This window comes from Streptomyces africanus, assembly GCF_030816955.1.
In the GTDB taxonomy this organism is placed as follows: Bacteria; Actinomycetota; Actinomycetes; order Streptomycetales; family Streptomycetaceae; genus Streptomyces; species Streptomyces africanus.
This window is the reverse complement of the sequence record NZ_JAUSYP010000001.1, coordinates 3,850,980-3,869,854: the sequence shown is the minus strand read 5'-3', so window position 1 is coordinate 3,869,854 and position 18,875 is coordinate 3,850,980. Positions and strand designations below refer to the sequence as shown.

Genomic DNA, 18,875 nt, shown 5'->3' with positions numbered 1-18,875 from the left:
AGCGTAGTCGCTTCCCGAAACGCGGGCGAAACGTCGTCCGTCGGGTGAGACGGTGTTGAGTGGAGGCATGAGCGCAGACATGAGTGGCGGCATGTCCGAACTTGAGGCGGAATTGCGGGCGGCCGTCCGCGGCGAGGTCGGGTTCGACGTCACCTCCCGGGCACTGGTCACCATGGACGCGTCCAACTACCGGAGGGTCCCTCGTGGCGTCGTCGCCCCCGTGGACGCCGACGACGTGGCCGCCGTACTGGCCGTCTGCCGGGAGCACGGCGTGCCCGTCGTCGCCCGCGGCGGGGGCACGTCCATCGCGGGGCAGGCCACCGGAACCGGTGTCGTCCTGGACTTCACCCGGCACATGAACCGGCTGGTCACCCTGGATCCCGAGGCGCGTACGGCCGTCGTGCAGCCGGGTCTGGTGCTCGACCGGCTCCAGGAGGCGGCGGCCCCGCACGGGCTGCGGTTCGGGCCCGACCCCTCCACCCACAGCCGGTGCACGCTCGGCGGCATGATCGGCAACAACTCGTGCGGCTCGCACTCGGTGGCCTGGGGGACGACCGCGGACAGCGTGCGCCAGCTGGACGTGATCACCGCACGCGGGCGGCGGCTGCGGCTCGGGCGGGACGGGGCCGGCGCGCCGGACGGCCTGCGGGAGCTGGTGGACGGCGAACTGGCCCGGCTGCGCACCGGCTTCCCGGAGCTGCCCCGCCGTATCTCCGGGTACGCGCTGGACGCCCTGCTGCCCGAGCGCGGCGCCGACGTGGCCCGCTCCTTCTGCGGTTCCGAGGGCACGCTGGGCGTGCTGACGGAGGCGGTCGTAGGCCTCGTCGAGGCACCACGCGCGCGTGCGCTGGCCGTGCTCGGCTACGCCGACGAGAGCGCGGCGGCGGAGGCGGCGGCCGGGCTGTTGCCGCTGCGCCCGCTGACGGTGGAGGGCATGGCGGCGGACCTGGTGCCGTCCCCGGCCGCGCTGCCGCGGGGCGCGGCCTGGCTGTTCGTGGAGACCGGCGGGGAGTCGGCCGAGGAGGCATGCGCGCGTGCGGAGACGATCGTGCGGGCGGCCGATGTCCTGGACGCGTTGGTGGTCACCGACCCGGCGGGGCAGCGCGCGCTGTGGCGGATCCGGGAGGACGCGAGCGGTACGGCGACCCGGATGCCGGACGGGACGGAGGCCTGGCCCGGCTGGGAGGACTGCGCGGTGCCGCCCGCCCGGCTCGGGGCGTATCTGCGGGACTTCCGGGGGCTGCTGGCCGCCCACGGGCTGCGCGGCACGCCGTACGGGCACTTCGGGGACGGCTGCATCCACGTCCGGATCGACTTCGACCTGCTGACCGAGCCCGGCGTCGCCCGGTTCCGCCGCTTCTCGGAGGAGCTCGCGGAGCTGGTGGTGACGCACGGCGGTTCGCTGTCCGGGGAGCACGGGGACGGGCAGGCGCGGGCGGAGCTGCTGCCGAAGATGTACGGGCCTGAGATGGTCGGCCTGTTCGAGCGGGTGAAGGGGGTGTGGGACCCGGACGACCTGCTCAACCCCGGCATGCTGGTCCGCCCCGCGCCCCTGGACGCCGGCCTGCGTTTCTCCGTCCTGCCCCGCGAGCCCGTCGACGTCGCCTTCGGCTACCCCTTTGACGGCGGTGACTTCTCGGCGGCGGTGCGGCGCTGCGTGGGCGTCGCCAAGTGCCGCACGACGTCGGTGTCCGGCTCGGGCGTCATGTGCCCGTCCTTCCGGGCGACCGGCGCCGAGGAGCACTCCACGCGCGGGCGGGCCCGGCTGCTGCACGAGATGCTCGCCGGTGAGCTGGTGAGCGACGGGTGGCGCTCCACGGAGGTGCGGGACGCCCTGGACCTGTGTCTGTCCTGCAAGGGCTGCCGGTCGGACTGCCCGGTGGAGGTGGACATGGCCACGTACAAGGCGGAGTTCCTCCACCACCACTACGCCGGCCGGCGCCGCCCCGCCGCGCACTACGCGATGGGCCGGCTGCCCGTGTGGCTCCGTGCCGTGACCCGTACGCGCACGGCGCGGCTGGTCAACGCCCTGGCCCGGCTGCGGCCTCTGGCCCGGGTGGCGAAACGGCTGGGCGGGATCGCCCCCGAGCGGGAGCTCCCCCGGGTGGCGACACAGACGTTCAGCCGGTGGTGGGAGCGGCGGCGGGCCTCCGTGCAGGGCGGCGACCTGGTCGTGCTGTGGCCCGACACCTTCACCGAGTACCTCTCGCCCTCCGTGGGGCGGGCCGCCGTGCGGGTGCTGGAGGCGGCCGGGCTGCGGGTGGCGCTGCCGCCGACCGTGCGTCTGGAGAAACCGCCGGTGGGCGACGGCCGGACGGTCGCCCTCGACCCGCTGTCCCTGCTGCGGGGCCGGGGGCACGTCTGCTGCGGGCTGACGTATGTGTCGACGGGGCAGCTTGACCGCGCCCGAGCGGTCATGCGCCGCACGCTCGACCTGACGGAACCGGTGCTGGAGACCGACGCCCCGGTCGTGGTCCTGGAGCCGAGCTGCGCCGCGGCGCTGCGCACGGACGTCCCCGAGCTGCTGCACGACGACCCGCGCGCCGCCCGCCTCGCCGCCAAGGTCCTCACGTTCGCGGAGACACTGGAACGCCACGCCCCCGGCTGGACACCACCGCGCGTCGACCGCCCGGTGGCCGGCCAGACCCACTGCCACCAGCACGCGGTGCTGGGCGACGCCGCCGACCACCGGCTGCGCCGGGCCGCGCTGCTCACCGGCGAACTGAGCGGCGGCTGCTGCGGCCTCGCGGGGAACTTCGGCTTCGAGAAGGGCCACTACGAGGTGTCCACCGCATGCGCGGAAGAACAGCTCCTGCCGTCGGTACGGGAGGCCCCCGACGGCACGGTGGTCCTGGCGGACGGCTTCTCCTGCCGCACGCAGCTGGAGCAGCTGGCGGGCGTGCGGGGGAGGCATCTGGCGGAGGTGCTGGCGGCGGCGCTGGAGGGGGACGGCTGACACTGACTGCCCCTTCACACCCGCGCTTGGGGCGTTCGGGCCACGGCACGGGCCGACCCGAGTGTCTGAGCCGGGGCAGGGGCGAAGCCGCTCCTAGGCTCTCGGCACCAGCCACTCGAAGGAGCCCGCGCATGAGCGTCCGCGTCCAGCAGATCACCCGTGACGAGCATCTCGCGTTCGTCGCGGCCCGCCCCTTCGCCAGCCACACCCAGATCCCGTCCTGGGGCGAGGTGAAGCCCGACTGGCGGGCGGAGAGCCTCGGCTGGTCCGACGGAGCCGGGCAGCTCGTCGGCGCGGGACTGGTGCTGCTGCGCCCGCTGCCCGGGCCGAAGCTGCCCGGACTGCCGCGGTACCTGGCGTATCTGCCGGAGGGCCCGCTGATCGACTGGCACGAGCCCGGCCTCGACCATCTGCTGGAGCCGATGGTCGCCCACCTCGCGAGCCGGGGCGCCTTCGCGGTGCGGATGGGCCCGCCGGTCGTGGTGCGCCGCTGGAGCGCCGAGGCGGTCAAGGCCGCGATCGCGGACCCGGCCGCCCGGCGCCTGCGCGACGTGCGGGCGACGTCGTTCGAACCGCGTGCCGGCCAGGTCGCGGACACCCTGCGCCGTATGGGCTGGCGGCAGACCGAACCCGGCGGCGAGGACGGCTTCGCCGCGGGACAGCCCCGGTACGTCTTCCAGGTGCCGTTCGCCGGACGGTCGCTGGAGGACATCCGCGGCGGCCTGAACCAGCAGTGGCGACGCAACATCAGCAAGGCGGAGAAGGCCGGCGTGAAGGTCGTACGCGGCGGTTACGAGGATCTGCCGGCCTTCCACGAGCTGTACTCCGAGACCGCCGAGCGGGACCGCTTCCTCCCGCGCCCGCTGCCCTACTTCCAGCGCATGTGGAGCGCGCTCACCGCCGAGCATCCGGACCGGATGCGGCTCTACCTCGCGTATCACGACGGCGAGGCGCTCGCCGCCGCGACGATGCTGACCGTCGGCGACCACGTCTGGTACTCCTACGGCGCCTCCACCAGCCGGCGGCGCGAGGTCCAGCCGAGCAGCGCCATGCAGTGGCGCATGATGACGGACGCCCATGAACTCGGCGCCGCCGTCTACGACCTGCGCGGCATCACGGACACGCTGGAGGAGTCCAGCCACCTGCTGGGCCTGCTCCGGTTCAAGGTGGGCACCGGCGGCGAGGCCGTCGAGTACCTCGGCGAGTGGGACTTCCCGATCAACCGGCTGCTGTACAAGGCGCTGAACCTGTACCTGGCCCGCCGCTGAGGCCCGCATTCCAAGACAGTGGCATAAGCGGTTTACGCGCCTGGCTGAGTCCATTACTCTGGACTTCAAAGTACATCCTGATGCACGCCAGCGTGCATCAGGATTGTAGGTACGCAGCCGAGCACAGGACCGCCCGTGACCACTCCGGACACCGCCACCACGCCCCAGTCCGCGACGACCGCCGCTGCCGGCGCACCGACCGCAGGACCGGGCAGGCCAGGCCGGCTGGGCTCCCTCGGGCCGGTGGGCCTGGTGTTCGCGGGCGGGATCTCTGTGCAGTTCGGCGGTGCGCTGGCGGTGATGCTGATGCCGAGGGCGGGCGCCCTCGGGGTCGTGGCGCTGCGGCTGCTCGTGGCGGCGGCCGTCCTGCTGGTGGTCTGCCGACCGCGCCTGCGCGGCCACTCACGCACCGACTGGGGCACGGTCGTGGTCTTCGGCATCACCATGGCCGCGATGAACGGCCTCTTCTACCAGGCCGTCGCCCGCATCCCGCTGGGGCCCGCGGTCACCCTGGAGGTCCTCGGCCCGCTCGCCCTCTCGGTCCTGGCGTCCCGCCGCGCGGTCAACGTCGTCTGGGCGGCACTCGCCCTCGCCGGTGTCTTCCTCCTCGGCGGCGGAGGTTTCAGCGGCCTCGACCCCATAGGAGCGGCCTTCGCCCTGGGTGCCGGCGCCATGTGGGCGACCTACATCATCTTCAGCGCCCGTACGGGCCGCCGCTTCCCTCAGGCGGACGGCCTGGCACTGGCGATGGCGGTGGGGGCGGTGCTGTTCCTGCCCCTGGGCATCGCGGAGTCGGGCACGAAGCTGCTCGACCCGGTGACGCTGGGCCTCGGCGCGGCGGTGGCCCTGCTCTCCTCGGTCCTGCCCTACACCCTCGAACTGCTCGCCCTGCGCCGCCTGCCCGCCTCCACCTTCGCGATCCTCATGAGCCTGGAACCGGCCATCGCCGCGACGGCCGGCTTCCTCCTCCTCGACCAGACTCTGACCACCACGGAGGCCGCCGCGATCGCCCTCGTCATCGCGGCGAGCATGGGAGCGGTACGGACCCAGGTCGGCCGGGGCCGGGGCCGCGGCCGCCGGAAGACGGCGGCGCTGGAGGGTACGGGTCTGGAGGGCTAGGGCGACCGGGACGCGTTCACTGCGGCTGGGATCCGCGCACCACGCGGAATCCCACGTCGTCGATCCGGAACGTCGGATGGCTGCGGCGCCGTACGGAGGCACGGCAACTCCAGTGCTCGTCGGCCCAGCCGCCGCCCCGCAGCACCCGGTAGGCGCCGTAGACCTCGGCGTCGTAGAGGTCCCAGCACCACTCCCAGACATTGCCCAGCATGTCGTAGAGGCCCCACGCGTTGGGCTGCTTGCCGCCCACGGGGCGGATCCGCTCCTGTGAGGTGCCGCGGTACCAGGCGATCTCGTCGAGCCGCCCGTACCGCGGCCCGCTGGTGCCGGCCCGGCAGGCGTGCTCCCACTCGGCCTCGGTCGGCAGCCGGTACCCGTCGCCGGAGGCGTCCCGGTCGACCGACTCGGAGTCGTCGCACAGGCGGTACACGGGCGTCAGCCCCTCCGCCCGGGACAGCGCGTTGCAGAACCGGACCGCGTCCCACCACGACACGCCCTCGACGGGCAGCCGTGCACCATGAGCGGCGCTCGGCCGCTCACCGGTGACCTGGGCGTACCAGGCCTGAGTGACCGGCACCGCGGACATCCGGAACGGCGCGACGTCGACGGCCCAACTCCGCTGCGTCCGCCGGTCGGACAGCGTCACCCGCCCCGGCGGGACGGTCACCATCCCGTTCTCCACGTCCATGTCGGCCCCCATGTCGAGCCACACTAACGACGCGCGGACGCCGGCCGTGAAATTTCCGTGCGCGCCGTGAAGTTGACCTGGCCATGACTCAAGGCCCCGCACCCCGCCCCCTGTCCGACGAAGCCCTCTCCGGCCTGCTCGGCAAGCAGCAGTTCGGCACTCTCGCCACCGTCAAGCGCAACGGCCGGCCCCATCTGACCACCATGGTCTACAGCTGGGACCCCGAGGCCCGGATCGTGCGGTTCTCGACGACGGCCGACCGCGTCAAGGTCCGGCAGCTGAGGCACAATCCGCGCGCGGCGCTGCATGTGCAGGGCGGTGACGTGTGGTCGTTCGCCGTCGCGGAGGGCGAGGCGGAGGTTTCCGACGTCACGACGGTTCCCGGTGACGAGGTCGGGCGGGAGCTGCTCGGGATCATCCCGGAGGAGGCCCGGCCGGAGGACGAAGGCGTGTTCCTGGAGCAGTTGGTGACCGAACGGCGGGTGGTCGTCCGGCTGCACGTGGACCGGCTGTACGGGACGGCGCTCGACATCGACGGCTGAGGTCTGCGGCGACTTTCCCCGCCGGACCCGTCAGGCGGGTGGCCGGCTCCGCAGGGCCATGTCGGCCACCCGCTGGAGCTCGTCGCGGGTGGCGCCGCCGGCGGCCTGGACGGCGATGCCGTTGGCCACGGTCATGAGGTAGCGGGCGAGAGGTCGGGGCCGAAACACCCCCTAGCGCACCAGCACCCCCCGCACCGAGATCCCGTAATGCACCCGCAGCCGCCGCAGCTCCCACAACCCGACCGCGGTCACGGACAGCGGGGCCCCGAGCACGAACACCGCCCGCACCGGCCCCGGCACGCCCGCATACGCCCCGGTGACGACGTCGATCAGCGCCATCTCCCAGACCAGCGTCATGGCGAGCAGCGGCGGCATGGTCTGGTGGATGTCGGCCGTGCGGAACACGTGGATCAGCGCCAGACCGATGCCCCAGAAGATGAACGGCGTCACCCACACCAGGATGAACACGATGACCACCCAAGTGACCACGGACATCACCGGGTTGGTCGCGAACTTCCCGTCGAGGAAGCCGGTGAGCATGGACGCCGGGAAGACGAAGACCCCGGCGATGAGGGCCAGGATCGCGCCGAACGACTTCGCGGCCCGGCGCAGTAGGTCCCGGCGGGCCGGCGGAGCCGTCAGGGCCGTCAGGACGCCCACGACCGCCGGGAGCGTCACGGACAGCATCAGCACGCTGATCCACGACTGATGGAACCGGTCGTCCGCGACGTCCTGGACGGAGTTGGCGATCTTGTAGGCCACCGACACCCACACCACCGCGCCCAGCCCCACCAACGTACGGATCTTCTGCATGCGCGCGATCAACGGATCCTCGACGAGGTCCGGCCGGGAGGGCTTGAAGACCCGGCGCGCGGTGTGGATCGGGCCGATACGCCGCCGCAGCCGCGTGAAGGGGCCGGGCGGCGGCGCCTGCGGTGGCATCGGGTGAGGGGTGTAGGGGTGCGGCACATGGGGCGGATAGCCACCGCCAGCGCCCGGTGGCTGGTGCGGCGGCCCATAGGGGCCGGGTGGAGGCGGCGGGTACGGCTGCCCGCCGTGCGGACCGTACGGCGGCGGCTGCCCACCCGGGTTCCAGTTGCTCATCCTTGTGTCTCCCCCGATGCGTGACCATGCGCGACCAAGTGAACGAGCGCGTCCCAGAGTGTATTGATCGCGCCGCCTGAGCACACGCTTCCGGCCACCCCACAGTTTCATGCAAGCACGCTTGATTGTTTCTGGCTCCGCTGCCATGCTCCTCAGCACGCCGCACCACCCCGCACCGACCCCGCACACCGCCGTGCCCCGAGGGGAGCGCCCGTGTCCGATCCGACGTCCGTGATCGACGACCTGCGCGAGGAGAGCGAGGAACTCGACCGCCTCGTGGCCGCGTTGAGCACGCAGGGCTGGGCGCTCCCCACCCCCGCGCCCGGCTGGACCGTCGCCCACCAGATCGCCCACCTCGCCTGGACGGACCGCTCGGCCCTGCTCGCCGTCACGGACGCCGACGGCTTCCGAGCCCTGGTCGAGAAGGCCCTCGCCGCACCGGGCTCCTTCGTCGACGAGGGCGCCGAGGAGGACGCCGGACTCCCGCCCGCCGAGCTGCTCGCGCGGTGGCGCGACGGCCGTACCGCGCTGGAGGAGGCGCTGCGGGCCGCCCCGCCCAAGGCGCGCTTCCCCTGGTACGGCCCACCCATGTCGGCCGCCTCCATGGCGACGGCCCGCCTCATGGAGACCTGGGCCCACGGCCAGGACGTGGCCGACACCCTCGGTGTGGTGCGCCCACCCACCGACCGGCTGCGGCATGTGGCCTGGCTCGGGGTACGGACGCGGGACTTCGCCTACGGAGTGCACGGGCTGACTCCGCCCACCGAGCCCTTCCGCGTCGCACTCGACTCGCCCTCCGGTGACGTGTGGGCGTACGGGCCCGAGGACGCCCCGCAACGCGTCACCGGGCCCGCCCTCGACTTCTGCCTCCTGGTCACCCAGCGCGCCCACCGCGCCGACCTCGCCCTGCGCGCCGACGGCCCCGACGCCGACCGCTGGCTGGACATCGCCCAGGCCTTCGCGGGCCCGCCGGGCACCGGGCGCCCCCCGAAAGGGGCCGCACCGTGACCCTCCGGATCGGCAACGCCTCCGGCTTCTACGGCGACCGCTTCGACGCCATGCGCGAGATGCTCACGGGCGGCGACCTGGACGTCCTCACGGGCGACTACCTCGCCGAGCTGACGATGCTCATCCTCGGCCGGGACCGGCTGAAGGACCCCGGTGCCGGATACGCCCGTACCTTTCTGCGGCAGTTGGAGGACTGCCTGGGGCTCGCCCATGAGCGGGGCGTGCGGATCGTCACCAACGCCGGCGGGCTCAACCCGGCCGGACTCGCCGACGCCGTACGGCACTTGGCCGACCGGCTCGGCATCCCCGTGCGCGTCGCACATGTGGAGGGCGACGACCTCACCGCCGCCCATCCCGGCAGCCTCGCCGCCCACGCCTACCTCGGCGGCTTCGGCATCGCGGCCTGTCTGCGCGCCGGCGCCGACGTCGTCGTCACCGGGCGGGTGACGGACGCGGCGCTCGTCACCGGGCCGGCCGCCGCCCACTTCGGGTGGCGGGAGACCGACCACGACCGGCTGGCCGGGGCCGTCGTCGCCGGGCATGTGCTGGAGTGCGGGGCGCAGGCCACCGGCGGCAACTACGCCTTCTTCCGGGACGGCGACGTCCGCCGGCCGGGCTTCCCGCTCGCCGAGCTCCACGAGGACGGCAGCTGCGTCATCACCAAGCACCCCGGCACCGGCGGTTTCGTCGACGTCGGCACGGTCACCGCCCAGTTGCTGTACGAGACGGCCGGTGCCCGGTACGCGGGGCCGGACGTCACCGCCCGGCTGGACACCGTGCGGCTCGCCCAGGACGGGCCCGACCGGGTGCGGATCGAGGGTGTGCGCGGTCAGGCACCGCCGCCCACCCTCAAGGTCGGGCTCACCAGGCTCGGCGGCTTCCGCAACGAGGTCGTCTTCGTGCTCACCGGCCTCGACGTGGAGGCCAAGGCCGCCCTGGTGCGGGAGCAGATGGAACCCGCCCTCGGCAAGGCCGCCGACGTGCGCTGGGAGCTGGTCCGCACCGACCGGCCCGACGCCCGGAGCGAGGAGACGGCGAGCGCGTTGCTGCGGCTCGTCGTACAGGACCCCGACCAGGAGGTCGTCGGACGGGCCCTGAGCGGGGCGGCCGTGGAGCTGGCGCTCGCCAGTTACCCCGGCTTCCATGTGCTGGCACCACCCGGAAAGGGCTCGCCCTATGGAGTCTTCGAGGATGTGTACGTCCCCCATGGTGCCGTCGACCACGTGGCCGTCCTCCATGACGGGCACCGGGTCCCGGTGCCCCCGGCCCACGACACCGCCGTACTCGACGAGGTCCCACAGCCGCACCTGCCCGAGCCGCTGCCGCCCGGGCCCACCCGGCACGCCCCCCTCGGGCTCGTCGCGGGCGCCCGCAGCGGCGACAAGGGCGGCAACGCCAACGTCGGCGTCTGGGCCCGCACGGACGACGCCTGGCGCTGGCTCGCGCACGAGCTGACGGCCGACCGGTTCCGGGAGCTGATCCCCGAGAGCCGGCCGCTGAAGGTCACCCGGCACGTCCTGCCCAACCTCCGCGCCCTCAACTTCGTCGTCGAAGGGATCCTCGGCGCGGGCGTCGCCGCACAGCACCGCTTCGACCCGCAGGCCAAGGCCCTCGGCGAATGGCTGCGCTCCCGCCACCTGGACATACCGGAGGCCCTCCTGTGACCGTCCTGACCTCCGCGCTCGACCCGAGCGGCCCCGAGTACCGGGCCAACCGCGAGACCATGCTCGCCAAGCTCGCCGAACTCGACGCCGAGCACGCCAAGGCCCTCGCGGGCGGCGGCGAGAAGTACGTCGAGCGGCACCGCAAACGCGGCAAACTCCTCGCCCGCGAACGCATCGAGCTGCTCCTCGATCCCGACACGCCCTTCCTGGAGCTGTCCCCGCTGGCCGCCTGGGGCAGCGACCACACCGTCGGCGCCTCCCTCGTCACCGGCATCGGTGTCGTCGAGGGAGTGGAGTGCCTGATCACCGCCAACGACCCGACGGTGCGCGGTGGTGCGAGCAACCCCTGGTCGCTGAAGAAGGCCCTGCGCGCGAACGACATCGCCCTCGCCAACCGGCTGCCCTGCATCAGCCTGGTGGAGTCCGGCGGCGCCGACCTGCCGTCGCAGAAGGAGATCTTCATCCCCGGGGGTGCCATCTTCCGGGACCTCACCCGGCTTTCCGCCGCCGGGATCCCCACCCTCGCGGTCGTCTTCGGCAACTCCACCGCCGGGGGCGCCTACATCCCCGGCATGTCCGACCACGTGATCATGGTCAAGGAGCGGGCCAAGGTGTTCCTCGGCGGTCCGCCGCTGGTGAAGATGGCGACCGGGGAGGAGAGCGACGACGAGTCCCTGGGCGGCGCCGGGATGCACGCGCGCGTCTCGGGCCTCGCCGACCACTTCGCCGTCGACGAGCACGACGCGCTCCGGCAGGCCCGCCGCGTGGTCGCCCGCCTCAACCACCGCAAGGCGTACGGCGATCCCGGCCCGGCCGAGCCGCCCGAGTACGACGCCGAGGAACTCCTCGGCGTCGTCCCGGGCGACCTGAAGAGCCCCTTCGACCCGCGCGAGGTCATCGCGCGTATCGTCGACGCCTCCGACTTCGACGAGTTCAAGCCGCTGTACGGGACGAGCCTGACCACCGGCTGGGCCGCGCTCCACGGCTATCCGATCGGCATCCTGGCCAACGCCCAGGGGGTCCTCTTCAGCGAGGAGTCCCAGAAGGCCGCCCAGTTCATCCAGCTCGCCAACCAGCGCGACATCCCCCTGCTCTTCCTGCACAACACGACCGGCTACATGGTCGGCAAGGAGTACGAGCAGGGCGGCATCATCAAACACGGCGCGATGATGATCAACGCGGTCAGCAACAGCCGCGTCCCGCACCTCTCGGTCCTCATGGGCGCCTCCTACGGCGCCGGCCACTACGGCATGTGCGGCCGGGCCTACGACCCGCGCTTCCTCTTCGCCTGGCCCAGCGCCAAGTCGGCCGTGATGGGCCCGCAGCAGCTCGCGGGCGTGCTGTCGATCGTCGCCCGCCAGTCGGCGGCGGCGAAGGGGCAGCCGTACGACGAGGAGGCGGACGCCGCTCTGCGCGCCATGGTGGAGCAGCAGATCGAGTCCGAGTCGCTGCCGATGTTCCTGTCCGGGCGGCTGTACGACGACGGCGTCATCGACCCGCGCGACACCCGCACCGTCCTCGGCCTGTGCCTCTCGGCGATCCACACCGCCCCCTACGAGGGCGCGCGCGGCGGCTTCGGCGTCTTCCGGATGTGAGGAAACCTCCAGTGATCACTTCTGTGCTCGTCGCCAACCGGGGCGAGATAGCCTGCCGCGTCTTCCGCACCTGCCGCGAGCTGGGCATCCGCACGGTCGCCGTGCACTCGGACGCCGACGCACACGCGCTCCACGCGCGCGTGGCCGACACGGCCGTACGACTGCCGGGGGCCGCGCCCGCCGACACCTATCTGCGCGGCGACCTGATCGTGAAGGCCGCCGTCGCGGCCGGAGCGGACGCCGTGCACCCCGGCTACGGCTTCCTCTCCGAGAACGCCGGCTTCGCCCGGGCCGTCCTGGACGCGGGCCTGGTCTGGATCGGCCCGCCCCCGGACGCCATCGAGGCGATGGCGTCCAAGACCCGCGCCAAGCGGCTCATGGGACTGAAGCCCCTCACCGACGTCACCGAGGCCGACCTGCCGGTCCTGGTCAAGGCGGCGGCGGGCGGCGGCGGACGCGGCATGCGCGTCGTACGGCACCTGGCGGACCTGGACGCCGAGTTGGCCGCCGCGCGTGCCGAAGCCGCGAGTGCCTTCGGCGACGGCGAGGTCTTCGTCGAGCCGTACGTGGAGAACGGCCGCCACGTCGAGGTGCAGATCCTCGCCGACACCCACGGCACCGTCTGGCCGCTCGGCACCCGCGACTGCTCCCTCCAGCGCCGCCACCAGAAGGTCATCGAGGAGGCCCCCGCCCCCGGCCTGGCCGGGGAACTCGAAGAGGAGCTGAGCGCCCTCGCCGTACGGGCCGCGCGAGCCGTCGACTACGTGGGCGCCGGCACGGTCGAGTTCCTCGTCGCCGACGGCCGGGCCCACTTCCTGGAGATGAACACCCGCCTCCAGGTCGAACACCCCGTGACGGAAGCCGTGTTCGCCCTCGACCTGGTCGCCGAACAGATCCGCATCGCCGAGGGCCACCCCCTCGACAGCACCCCTCCACGCGCGCGTGGCCACGCCGTGGAGGCCCGCCTCTACGCCGAGGACCCGTCCCGCGACTGGTCCCCGCAGACCGGCCGCCTGCACCGCCTCGCCCTGCCCGAGGGCATCCGCCTCGACACCGGCTACACGGACGGCGACGACATCGGCGTCCACTACGACCCCATGCTCGCCAAGGCCGTGGCCCACGCCCCCACGCGCACGGAGGCCGTCCGCAAGCTCGCCTCCGCCCTGGGACGGGCCGTGATCCACGGCCCCGTCACCAACCGCGACCTCCTGGTCCGCTCCCTGCGCCACCCGGAGTTCACCGCGGCCCGCATGGACACCGGCTTCTACGACCGCCACCTGCCGGACCTGACCGAGCCGTCCCCCGACCCGCACGCCCCGCTGGCCGCCGCGCTCGTCGACGCCCACCGCCGCTCCCGCTTCGGCGGCTGGCGCAACGTCCCCTCACAGCCCCAGACCAAGCGCTACGCCATGGCCGGGCAGGAACACGAGGTCCGCTACCGGCACACGCGCACGGGCCTGGAGGCGGACGGCGTACGGGTGGTACACGCCGACGCGCACCTCGTCGTCGTCGAAGTGGACGGAGTGCGGCACAAGTTCGACGTGACCCGCTACGGCGACCAGATCCACGTCAACGCCACCGCGCTCACGGCCCTGCCCCGCTTCCCCGACCCGACCACGCAGCACGCCCCCGGCTCCCTCCTGGCCCCCATGCCGGGCACGGTCGTCCGAGTAGCCGACGGCGTCACCGCAGGAAGCGCCGTCAAGGCCGGAGACCCCCTGCTCTGGCTGGAGGCGATGAAGATGCAGCACAAGATCACGGCGCCGGTCACGGGAACGCTGAGCGAGCTGTGTGTTGTACCCGGACAACAGGTAGAGCCGGGCGCGCTACTGGCAGTGGTGACAGAAACCTTCTAGGGGCGCGGGGCTGCATCGAATATGCGGCTCCGCCGCGTGGGCGCCTCAAGCCACATACGGCTCGCACCCGAAAGGACTCCCCATGGACACCGAAGACCACAAAGCCCTACGAGAGGCAGTCGCCGCACTCGGCAACCGCCACGGCCGCCCCCACGACACCGCCCAACTCTGGTCAGAAGCCGGAAAACTCGGCTACCTCGGCGTCAACCTTCCGGAGGAACACGGCGGCGGAGGCGGCGGCATCTCCGAACTCTCCATCGTCCTCGAAGAACTCGGCGCAGCCGGCTGCCCCCTCCTCATGCTGATCGTCTCACCGGCGATTTGCGGCACCGTCATAGCCCGCTTCGGCACGGACGCCCAGAAACAACACTGGCTCCCCGCCCTGGCCGACGGCTCCCGCCTCATGGCCTTCGGCATCACCGAACCCGACGCCGGCTCCAACAGCCACCGCATCACGACCACGGCACGAAAAGACGGCAACGACTGGATCCTCACCGGCCGCAAGGTCTTCATCTCCGGCGTCGACCTCGCGGACGCGACCCTCATCGTCGGCCGCACCGAGGACGCCCGCACCGGCCGCCTCAAGCCCTGTCTCTTCATCGTCCCGCGCGACGCGCCCGGCTTCACCCGCCGCCCCATCGACATGGAACTGGCCGCCGCCGAGAAGCAGTTCGAGCTGACGCTGGACGACGTACGGCTGCCCGCCGACGCACTCGTCGGCGACGAGGACGCAGGGCTCCTCCAGCTCTTCGCCGGCCTCAACCCCGAGCGCATCATGACGGCCGCCTTCGCGATCGGCATGGGCCGCTACGCCCTCGCGAAAGCCGTCGAGTACGCCCGCGACCGACAGGTCTGGAACACGCCCATCGGCGCCCACCAGGCCATCGCCCACCCCCTGGCCCAGGCGCACATCGACCTCGAACTGGCGCGCCTGATGATGCAGAAGGCCGCCGCCCTCTACGACGCGGGCGACGACATGGGCGCCGGCGAGGCCGCCAACATGGCGAAGTACGCGGCGGGGGAGGCCTGTGTGAAGGCAGTGGACCAGGCCGTGCACACCCTCGGCGGCAACGGCCTCACCCGCGAGTTCGGTCTGGCCTCGCTGATTACGGCCTCGCGCGTGGCTCGTATTGCCCCGGTGAGCCGGGAGATGATTCTCAACTACGTCTCCCACCAGACCCTGGGCCTGCCCAAGTCGTACTGAGACGGCCCGCGCGCGAGGAGGAACCATGTTCCGCAGCGAGTACGCCGACGTCCCGCCCGTCGACCTGCCCATCCACGACGCCGTCCTGGCCCGGGCCGCGGAGTTCGGCGACATCCCGGCGCTGATCGACGGCACGGACGGCACCACCCTCTCGTACGAGCAGGTGGACCGGTTCCACCGGCGGGTCGCCGCCGCCCTCGCCGAGGCCGGGGTGCGCAAGGGCGACGTCCTGGCCCTGCACAGTCCGAACACCATCGCCTTCCCGACCGCCTTCTACGCCGCCACGCGCGCGGGCGCCACCGTCACCACCGTGCACCCGCTCGCCACCGCCCAGGAGTTCGCCAAGCAGCTGACGGACTCCGCGGCCCGCTGGATCATCACCGTCTCGCCGCTGCTGGACATCGCGCGCCGGGCCGCCGAACTCGCGGGCGGCGTGCACGAGATCTTCGTGTGCGACAGCGCGACCGGACACCGCTCCCTGATCGACATGCTGGCCTGTGCCGCCCCCGAGCCGCAGGTAGCCATCGACCCCGTGGAGGACGTGGCGGCCCTGCCCTACTCCTCCGGGACCACCGGCACGCCCAAGGGCGTGATGCTCACGCACCGGCAGATCGCCACCAACCTCGCGCAGCTCCACCCTGCGATACCCGCCGGCCCGGGCGACCGTGTCCTGGCGGTGCTGCCCTTCTTCCACATATACGGCCTCACGGCCCTGATGAACGCGCCCCTGAGGCAGGGCGCCACCGTCGTCGTCCTGCCGCGCTTCGACCTGGAGCAGTTCCTCGCGGCCATCCAGAACCACCGCATCACCGCCCTGTACGTGGCCCCGCCGATCGTGCTGGCCCTCGCCAAGCACCCGGCCGTCGCGCAGTACGACCTGTCGTCGCTGAAGTACATCATCAGCGCCGCCGCACCCCTGGACGCCCGCCTCGCCGCCGCCTGCTCCGAGCGGCTGGGCCTGCCGCCCGTCGGCCAGGCCTACGGCATGACGGAACTGTCGCCCGGCACGCACGTCGTCCCGCTGGACGCGATGAGCCAGGCGCCGCCCGGCACCGTCGGCAAGCTCATCGCCGGCACCGAGATGCGCATCGTCTCCCTCGACGACCCGGACAAGGACCTCCCCGCCGGCGAGTCCGGCGAGATCCTCATCCGCGGCCCCCAGGTCATGAAGGGCTACCTCGGCCGCCCCGACGCCACCGCCGCGATGATCGACAGCGACGGCTGGCTGCACACCGGCGACGTGGGGCACGTGGACGGTGGGGGAGGCTGGCTGTTCGTCGTCGACCGCGTCAAGGAACTCATCAAGTACAAGGGCTTCCAGGTGGCCCCCGCCGAGCTGGAGGCCCTGCTGCTCACCCACCCGGGCATCGCCGACGCGGCCGTCATCGGCACGTACAACGACGACGGCAACGAGATCCCGCACGCCTACGTGGTCCGCCAGCCGGCCCGCACCGACCTCTCCGAGGCGGAGATCATGATGTACGTCGCCGAGCGCGTGGCCCCCTACAAGCGGATCCGGCACGTCACCTTCATCGACGGCGTCCCCCGGGCGGCCTCCGGCAAGATCCTCCGCCGACAGCTCAGGGAGCGCGCATGACCCTGGTCAGCCGGGCACGCGCGCGTGCCGTGGAAACCCTCACCCTCGACTCGCCCCACAACCGCAACGCCCTGTCGGCGGCCCTCGTCGGCGAACTGGCCGCCGCGATCGCGGACGCGGGTCGGGACCCCGGCGTCCGCGCGGTCGTCCTCACCCACACCGGCAACACCTTCAGCGCGGGCGCGGACCTCAAGGACCCGCCGCCCCCCGAGGCGCTGGTCGCCCTCCTCCGCCGGATCATCGAGTTGCCCAAGCCGGTCGTCGCCCGGGTCACCGGCCACGTCCGCGCGGGCGGCCTCGGCCTGCTGGCCGCCTGCGACATCGCGGCCGCCGCCACCGAGGCCACCTTCGCCTTCACGGAGGTCCGCATCGGCGTCGCCCCCGCGGTCATCTCCCTGCCGCTGCTGCCGCGCACGGACCCGCGCGCCCTGTCCCGCTACTACCTCACCGGCGAACGCTTCGACGCGGCGGAGGCAACCGCGACCGGCCTGCTCACCACCCATGCCGACGACGTCGACGAGGCCCTGGCCCCCATCCTCGACGGCCTGCGCAGATCCGCCCCGGACGCCCTGGCCGAGACGAAACGGCTGCTCACGGCTAGGGTGCTGGAAGCCTTCGACCGGGACGCGGCGGGCCTGACCGCGCTCTCGGCCCGGCTGTTCTCCTCCCCGCAGGCCCGCGAGGGGATGACGGCCTTCCTCGAACGACGGGATCCGGCATGGGTGGTGTGAGGACATGGGCGGTGTGAGCACGGTCGATCGTGCGGAGCGAGTCCCCAAGCAGGACCGCAGCCGGGCCACCCGGCAGCGGCTCCTGGAAGCCGCCGTGTCCTGCCTCGCCGAACACGGCTGGGCGGGATCCACCGTCTCCGTCGTCGCCGAATGCGCCGGTGTCTCCCGCGGGGCCGCCCAGCACCACTTCCCGACCCGTGAGGACCTCTTCACGGCGGCCGTCGAGTACGTCGCCGAGGAACGCTCCACGGCCCTGCGCGCTCTGTTCCCCGAGGGCGCGGCCGGAGACCGGCACGCGGTCGTCGCGGCCCTGGTCGACCTCTACACGGGACCGCTGTTCCGCGCGGCCCTCCACCTCTGGGTGGCCGCCTCCAACGAGGACCAGCTCCGCGCCCGCGTCACCGAGCTCGAATCGCGCGTGGGCCGCGAGACCCACCGCATAGCCGTCGACCTGCTGTCCGCCGACGAATCCGTCCCCGGCGTCCGCGAAACCGTCCAGGGCCTCCTCGACATGGCCCGCGGCCTGGGCCTCGCCAACCTCCTCACGGACGACGCGGCCCGCCGGGACCGGGTGGTCGAGCAGTGGGCGGGGCTGCTGGAGGGGGCGCTGGGCCGCCGCTAGGGGACGTCCGCCCAGGGACGCCCGCCCGGCGTCCGCCTAGGGACTGAGCCGCTCCACGCGCCAGCTCCCGTCGGCCCGCTCCACGTACCGCAACCGGTCGTGCAGCCGGTTCTCGCGGCCCTGCCAGAACTCCACCGTCTGCGGGGCCACCCGGAAACCGCCCCAGTGCGGGGGCACGGGGACCTGTTCGCCCTCGGGGTAGCGGGCGGCCAGTTCGGCGTACGCGCCGTCGATGTCGGCGCGGGTGGCGATCACCGAGGACTGGGCGCTGGCCCACGCTCCGAGCTGCGATCCGTGCGGCCGGGTCCGGAAGTACGCCGCCGTCTCGTCCCGCCCGGTCCGCCGCGCGACCCCGGTCACGATGACCTGCCGGGCCATCGGATGCCAGGGGAACAGCAGCGAGACGTACGGGTTCTCGGCCAGGTCACGGGCCTTGCGGGAGTCGTAGTTCGTATAGAAGACGAAGCCCTGTTCGTCGAAGTGCTTCAGCAGCACCGTGCGGGAGCTGGGCCGGCCCTCGGCGTCGGCCGTCGAGACGATCATGGCGTTCGGCTCGAACAGCCCGCCGTCCGTCGCGGCCTGCTTGAACCAGCGCGCGAACTGCTCGACGGGGGTGGCGGCCAGCTCGTTCTCGGAGAGGCCCTCGGCCCGGTACTGCTTGCGCATCGAGGCCAGGTCGAAGGGGACGGCGTCGCGGTCGGTCACCCGGTCATCTTGCCGTATGGACGGTGTCCTTCGTCACTGCGTGGCACTGAGTGCCGTGAACCCTCCCCAACGGTGGCACTCGGGGATATCGTTTCCGTGCCGTTCCGGTTGGGTGACCGCCAGCCGCACGGGGCATCACAGGGGGAGACCGGCCAGGACCGCGAGTCGCCGCACACGACCGTGGATCCTCCGGACGGCCGCCCGCTTCGCAAGCTG

General features: G+C 72.8%; 15 protein-coding genes and 1 pseudogene. 12 read left to right on the top strand and 4 right to left on the bottom strand.

Annotation, left to right across the window (positions count from 1 at the left end; all coding sequences use genetic code 11):
- Positions 1-91: 91 nt before the first annotated feature.
- The 3 genes from QF034_RS17815 (at position 92) to QF034_RS17805 (ending at position 5,343) form a co-directional block, all read left to right on the top strand.
- On the top strand, positions 92-2,956 hold the full coding sequence (locus tag QF034_RS17815; protein WP_307179907.1) for an FAD-binding and (Fe-S)-binding domain-containing protein: 2,865 nt from the start codon (positions 92-94) through the stop codon (positions 2,954-2,956).
- A 131-nt stretch (positions 2,957-3,087) separates the two neighbouring features.
- Positions 3,088-4,224: a lipid II:glycine glycyltransferase FemX gene (locus QF034_RS17810; RefSeq protein WP_307175906.1), complete on the top strand. Its 1,137-nt coding sequence runs from the start codon at positions 3,088-3,090 to the stop codon at positions 4,222-4,224.
- Between the two features lie 135 nt (positions 4,225-4,359).
- A complete protein-coding gene (locus QF034_RS17805) occupies positions 4,360-5,343 on the top strand; it encodes an EamA family transporter (RefSeq protein WP_307175905.1) in 984 nt (327 codons plus the stop codon).
- Between the two features lie 16 nt (positions 5,344-5,359).
- On the opposite strand, the gene QF034_RS17800 is transcribed toward QF034_RS17805, so the two are convergent.
- The gene (locus QF034_RS17800) at positions 5,360-6,043 is read right to left on the bottom strand and encodes a formylglycine-generating enzyme family protein (protein WP_307175904.1); all 684 of its coding nucleotides are present in this window, start codon (positions 6,041-6,043) and stop codon (positions 5,360-5,362) included.
- A 71-nt stretch (positions 6,044-6,114) separates the two neighbouring features.
- Between QF034_RS17800 and QF034_RS17795 the strand changes: the two genes are divergently transcribed.
- The gene (locus QF034_RS17795; RefSeq protein WP_307175903.1) at positions 6,115-6,573 is read left to right on the top strand and encodes a pyridoxamine 5'-phosphate oxidase family protein; all 459 of its coding nucleotides are present in this window, start codon (positions 6,115-6,117) and stop codon (positions 6,571-6,573) included.
- 30 nt (positions 6,574-6,603) lie between these two features.
- Here QF034_RS17795 and QF034_RS17790 read toward each other — a convergent pair.
- Together QF034_RS17790 and QF034_RS17785 are read right to left on the bottom strand one after the other, a co-directional pair.
- Positions 6,604-6,732, bottom strand: a pseudogene (locus QF034_RS17790) (TetR/AcrR family transcriptional regulator); the annotation flags it as partial.
- A gap of 12 nt (positions 6,733-6,744) precedes the next feature.
- Complete coding sequence (locus QF034_RS17785) at positions 6,745-7,515, bottom strand: hypothetical protein (protein ID WP_307175902.1); 771 nt, start codon at positions 7,513-7,515, stop codon at positions 6,745-6,747.
- A 375-nt stretch (positions 7,516-7,890) separates the two neighbouring features.
- Between QF034_RS17785 and QF034_RS17780 the strand changes: the two genes are divergently transcribed.
- The 8 genes from QF034_RS17780 (at position 7,891) to QF034_RS17745 (ending at position 17,954) form a co-directional block, all read left to right on the top strand.
- Complete coding sequence (locus QF034_RS17780) at positions 7,891-8,685, top strand: TIGR03084 family metal-binding protein (RefSeq protein ID WP_307175901.1); 795 nt, start codon at positions 7,891-7,893, stop codon at positions 8,683-8,685.
- Entirely contained in the window at positions 8,682-10,349 is a 1,668-nt protein-coding gene (locus QF034_RS17775; RefSeq protein ID WP_307175900.1) for an acyclic terpene utilization AtuA family protein, read from the top strand. Before QF034_RS17780 ends, QF034_RS17775 begins: the two co-directional genes overlap by 4 nt.
- Positions 10,346-11,944, top strand: a complete 1,599-nt coding sequence (locus QF034_RS17770) for an acyl-CoA carboxylase subunit beta (RefSeq protein ID WP_307175899.1) — start codon at positions 10,346-10,348, stop codon at positions 11,942-11,944. The genes QF034_RS17775 and QF034_RS17770 overlap by 4 nt, the downstream gene beginning before the upstream one ends.
- Positions 11,945-11,955: 11 nt before the next feature.
- Positions 11,956-13,800, top strand: coding sequence for an acetyl/propionyl/methylcrotonyl-CoA carboxylase subunit alpha (locus QF034_RS17765; RefSeq protein WP_307175898.1), 1,845 nt, complete (start codon positions 11,956-11,958; stop codon positions 13,798-13,800).
- A gap of 82 nt (positions 13,801-13,882) precedes the next feature.
- Entirely contained in the window at positions 13,883-15,004 is a 1,122-nt protein-coding gene (locus QF034_RS17760) for an acyl-CoA dehydrogenase family protein (protein WP_307175897.1), read from the top strand.
- 25 nt (positions 15,005-15,029) lie between these two features.
- Positions 15,030-16,601 carry a 4-coumarate--CoA ligase family protein gene (locus tag QF034_RS17755; protein WP_307175896.1) on the top strand — a complete coding sequence of 524 codons (1,572 nt, stop codon included), beginning with the start codon at positions 15,030-15,032 and terminating at the stop codon, positions 16,599-16,601.
- Entirely contained in the window at positions 16,598-17,332 is a 735-nt protein-coding gene (locus QF034_RS17750; RefSeq protein WP_307175895.1) for an enoyl-CoA hydratase family protein, read from the top strand. The genes QF034_RS17755 and QF034_RS17750 overlap by 4 nt, the downstream gene beginning before the upstream one ends.
- A gap of 4 nt (positions 17,333-17,336) precedes the next feature.
- A complete protein-coding gene (locus QF034_RS17745; protein WP_307175894.1) occupies positions 17,337-17,954 on the top strand; it encodes a TetR/AcrR family transcriptional regulator in 618 nt (205 codons plus the stop codon).
- 36 nt (positions 17,955-17,990) lie between these two features.
- Here QF034_RS17745 and pdxH read toward each other — a convergent pair whose 3' ends face one another.
- Positions 17,991-18,659: a pyridoxamine 5'-phosphate oxidase gene (pdxH, locus tag QF034_RS17740; protein WP_010035799.1), complete on the bottom strand. Its 669-nt coding sequence runs from the start codon at positions 18,657-18,659 to the stop codon at positions 17,991-17,993.
- Positions 18,660-18,875 lie beyond the last annotated feature (216 nt).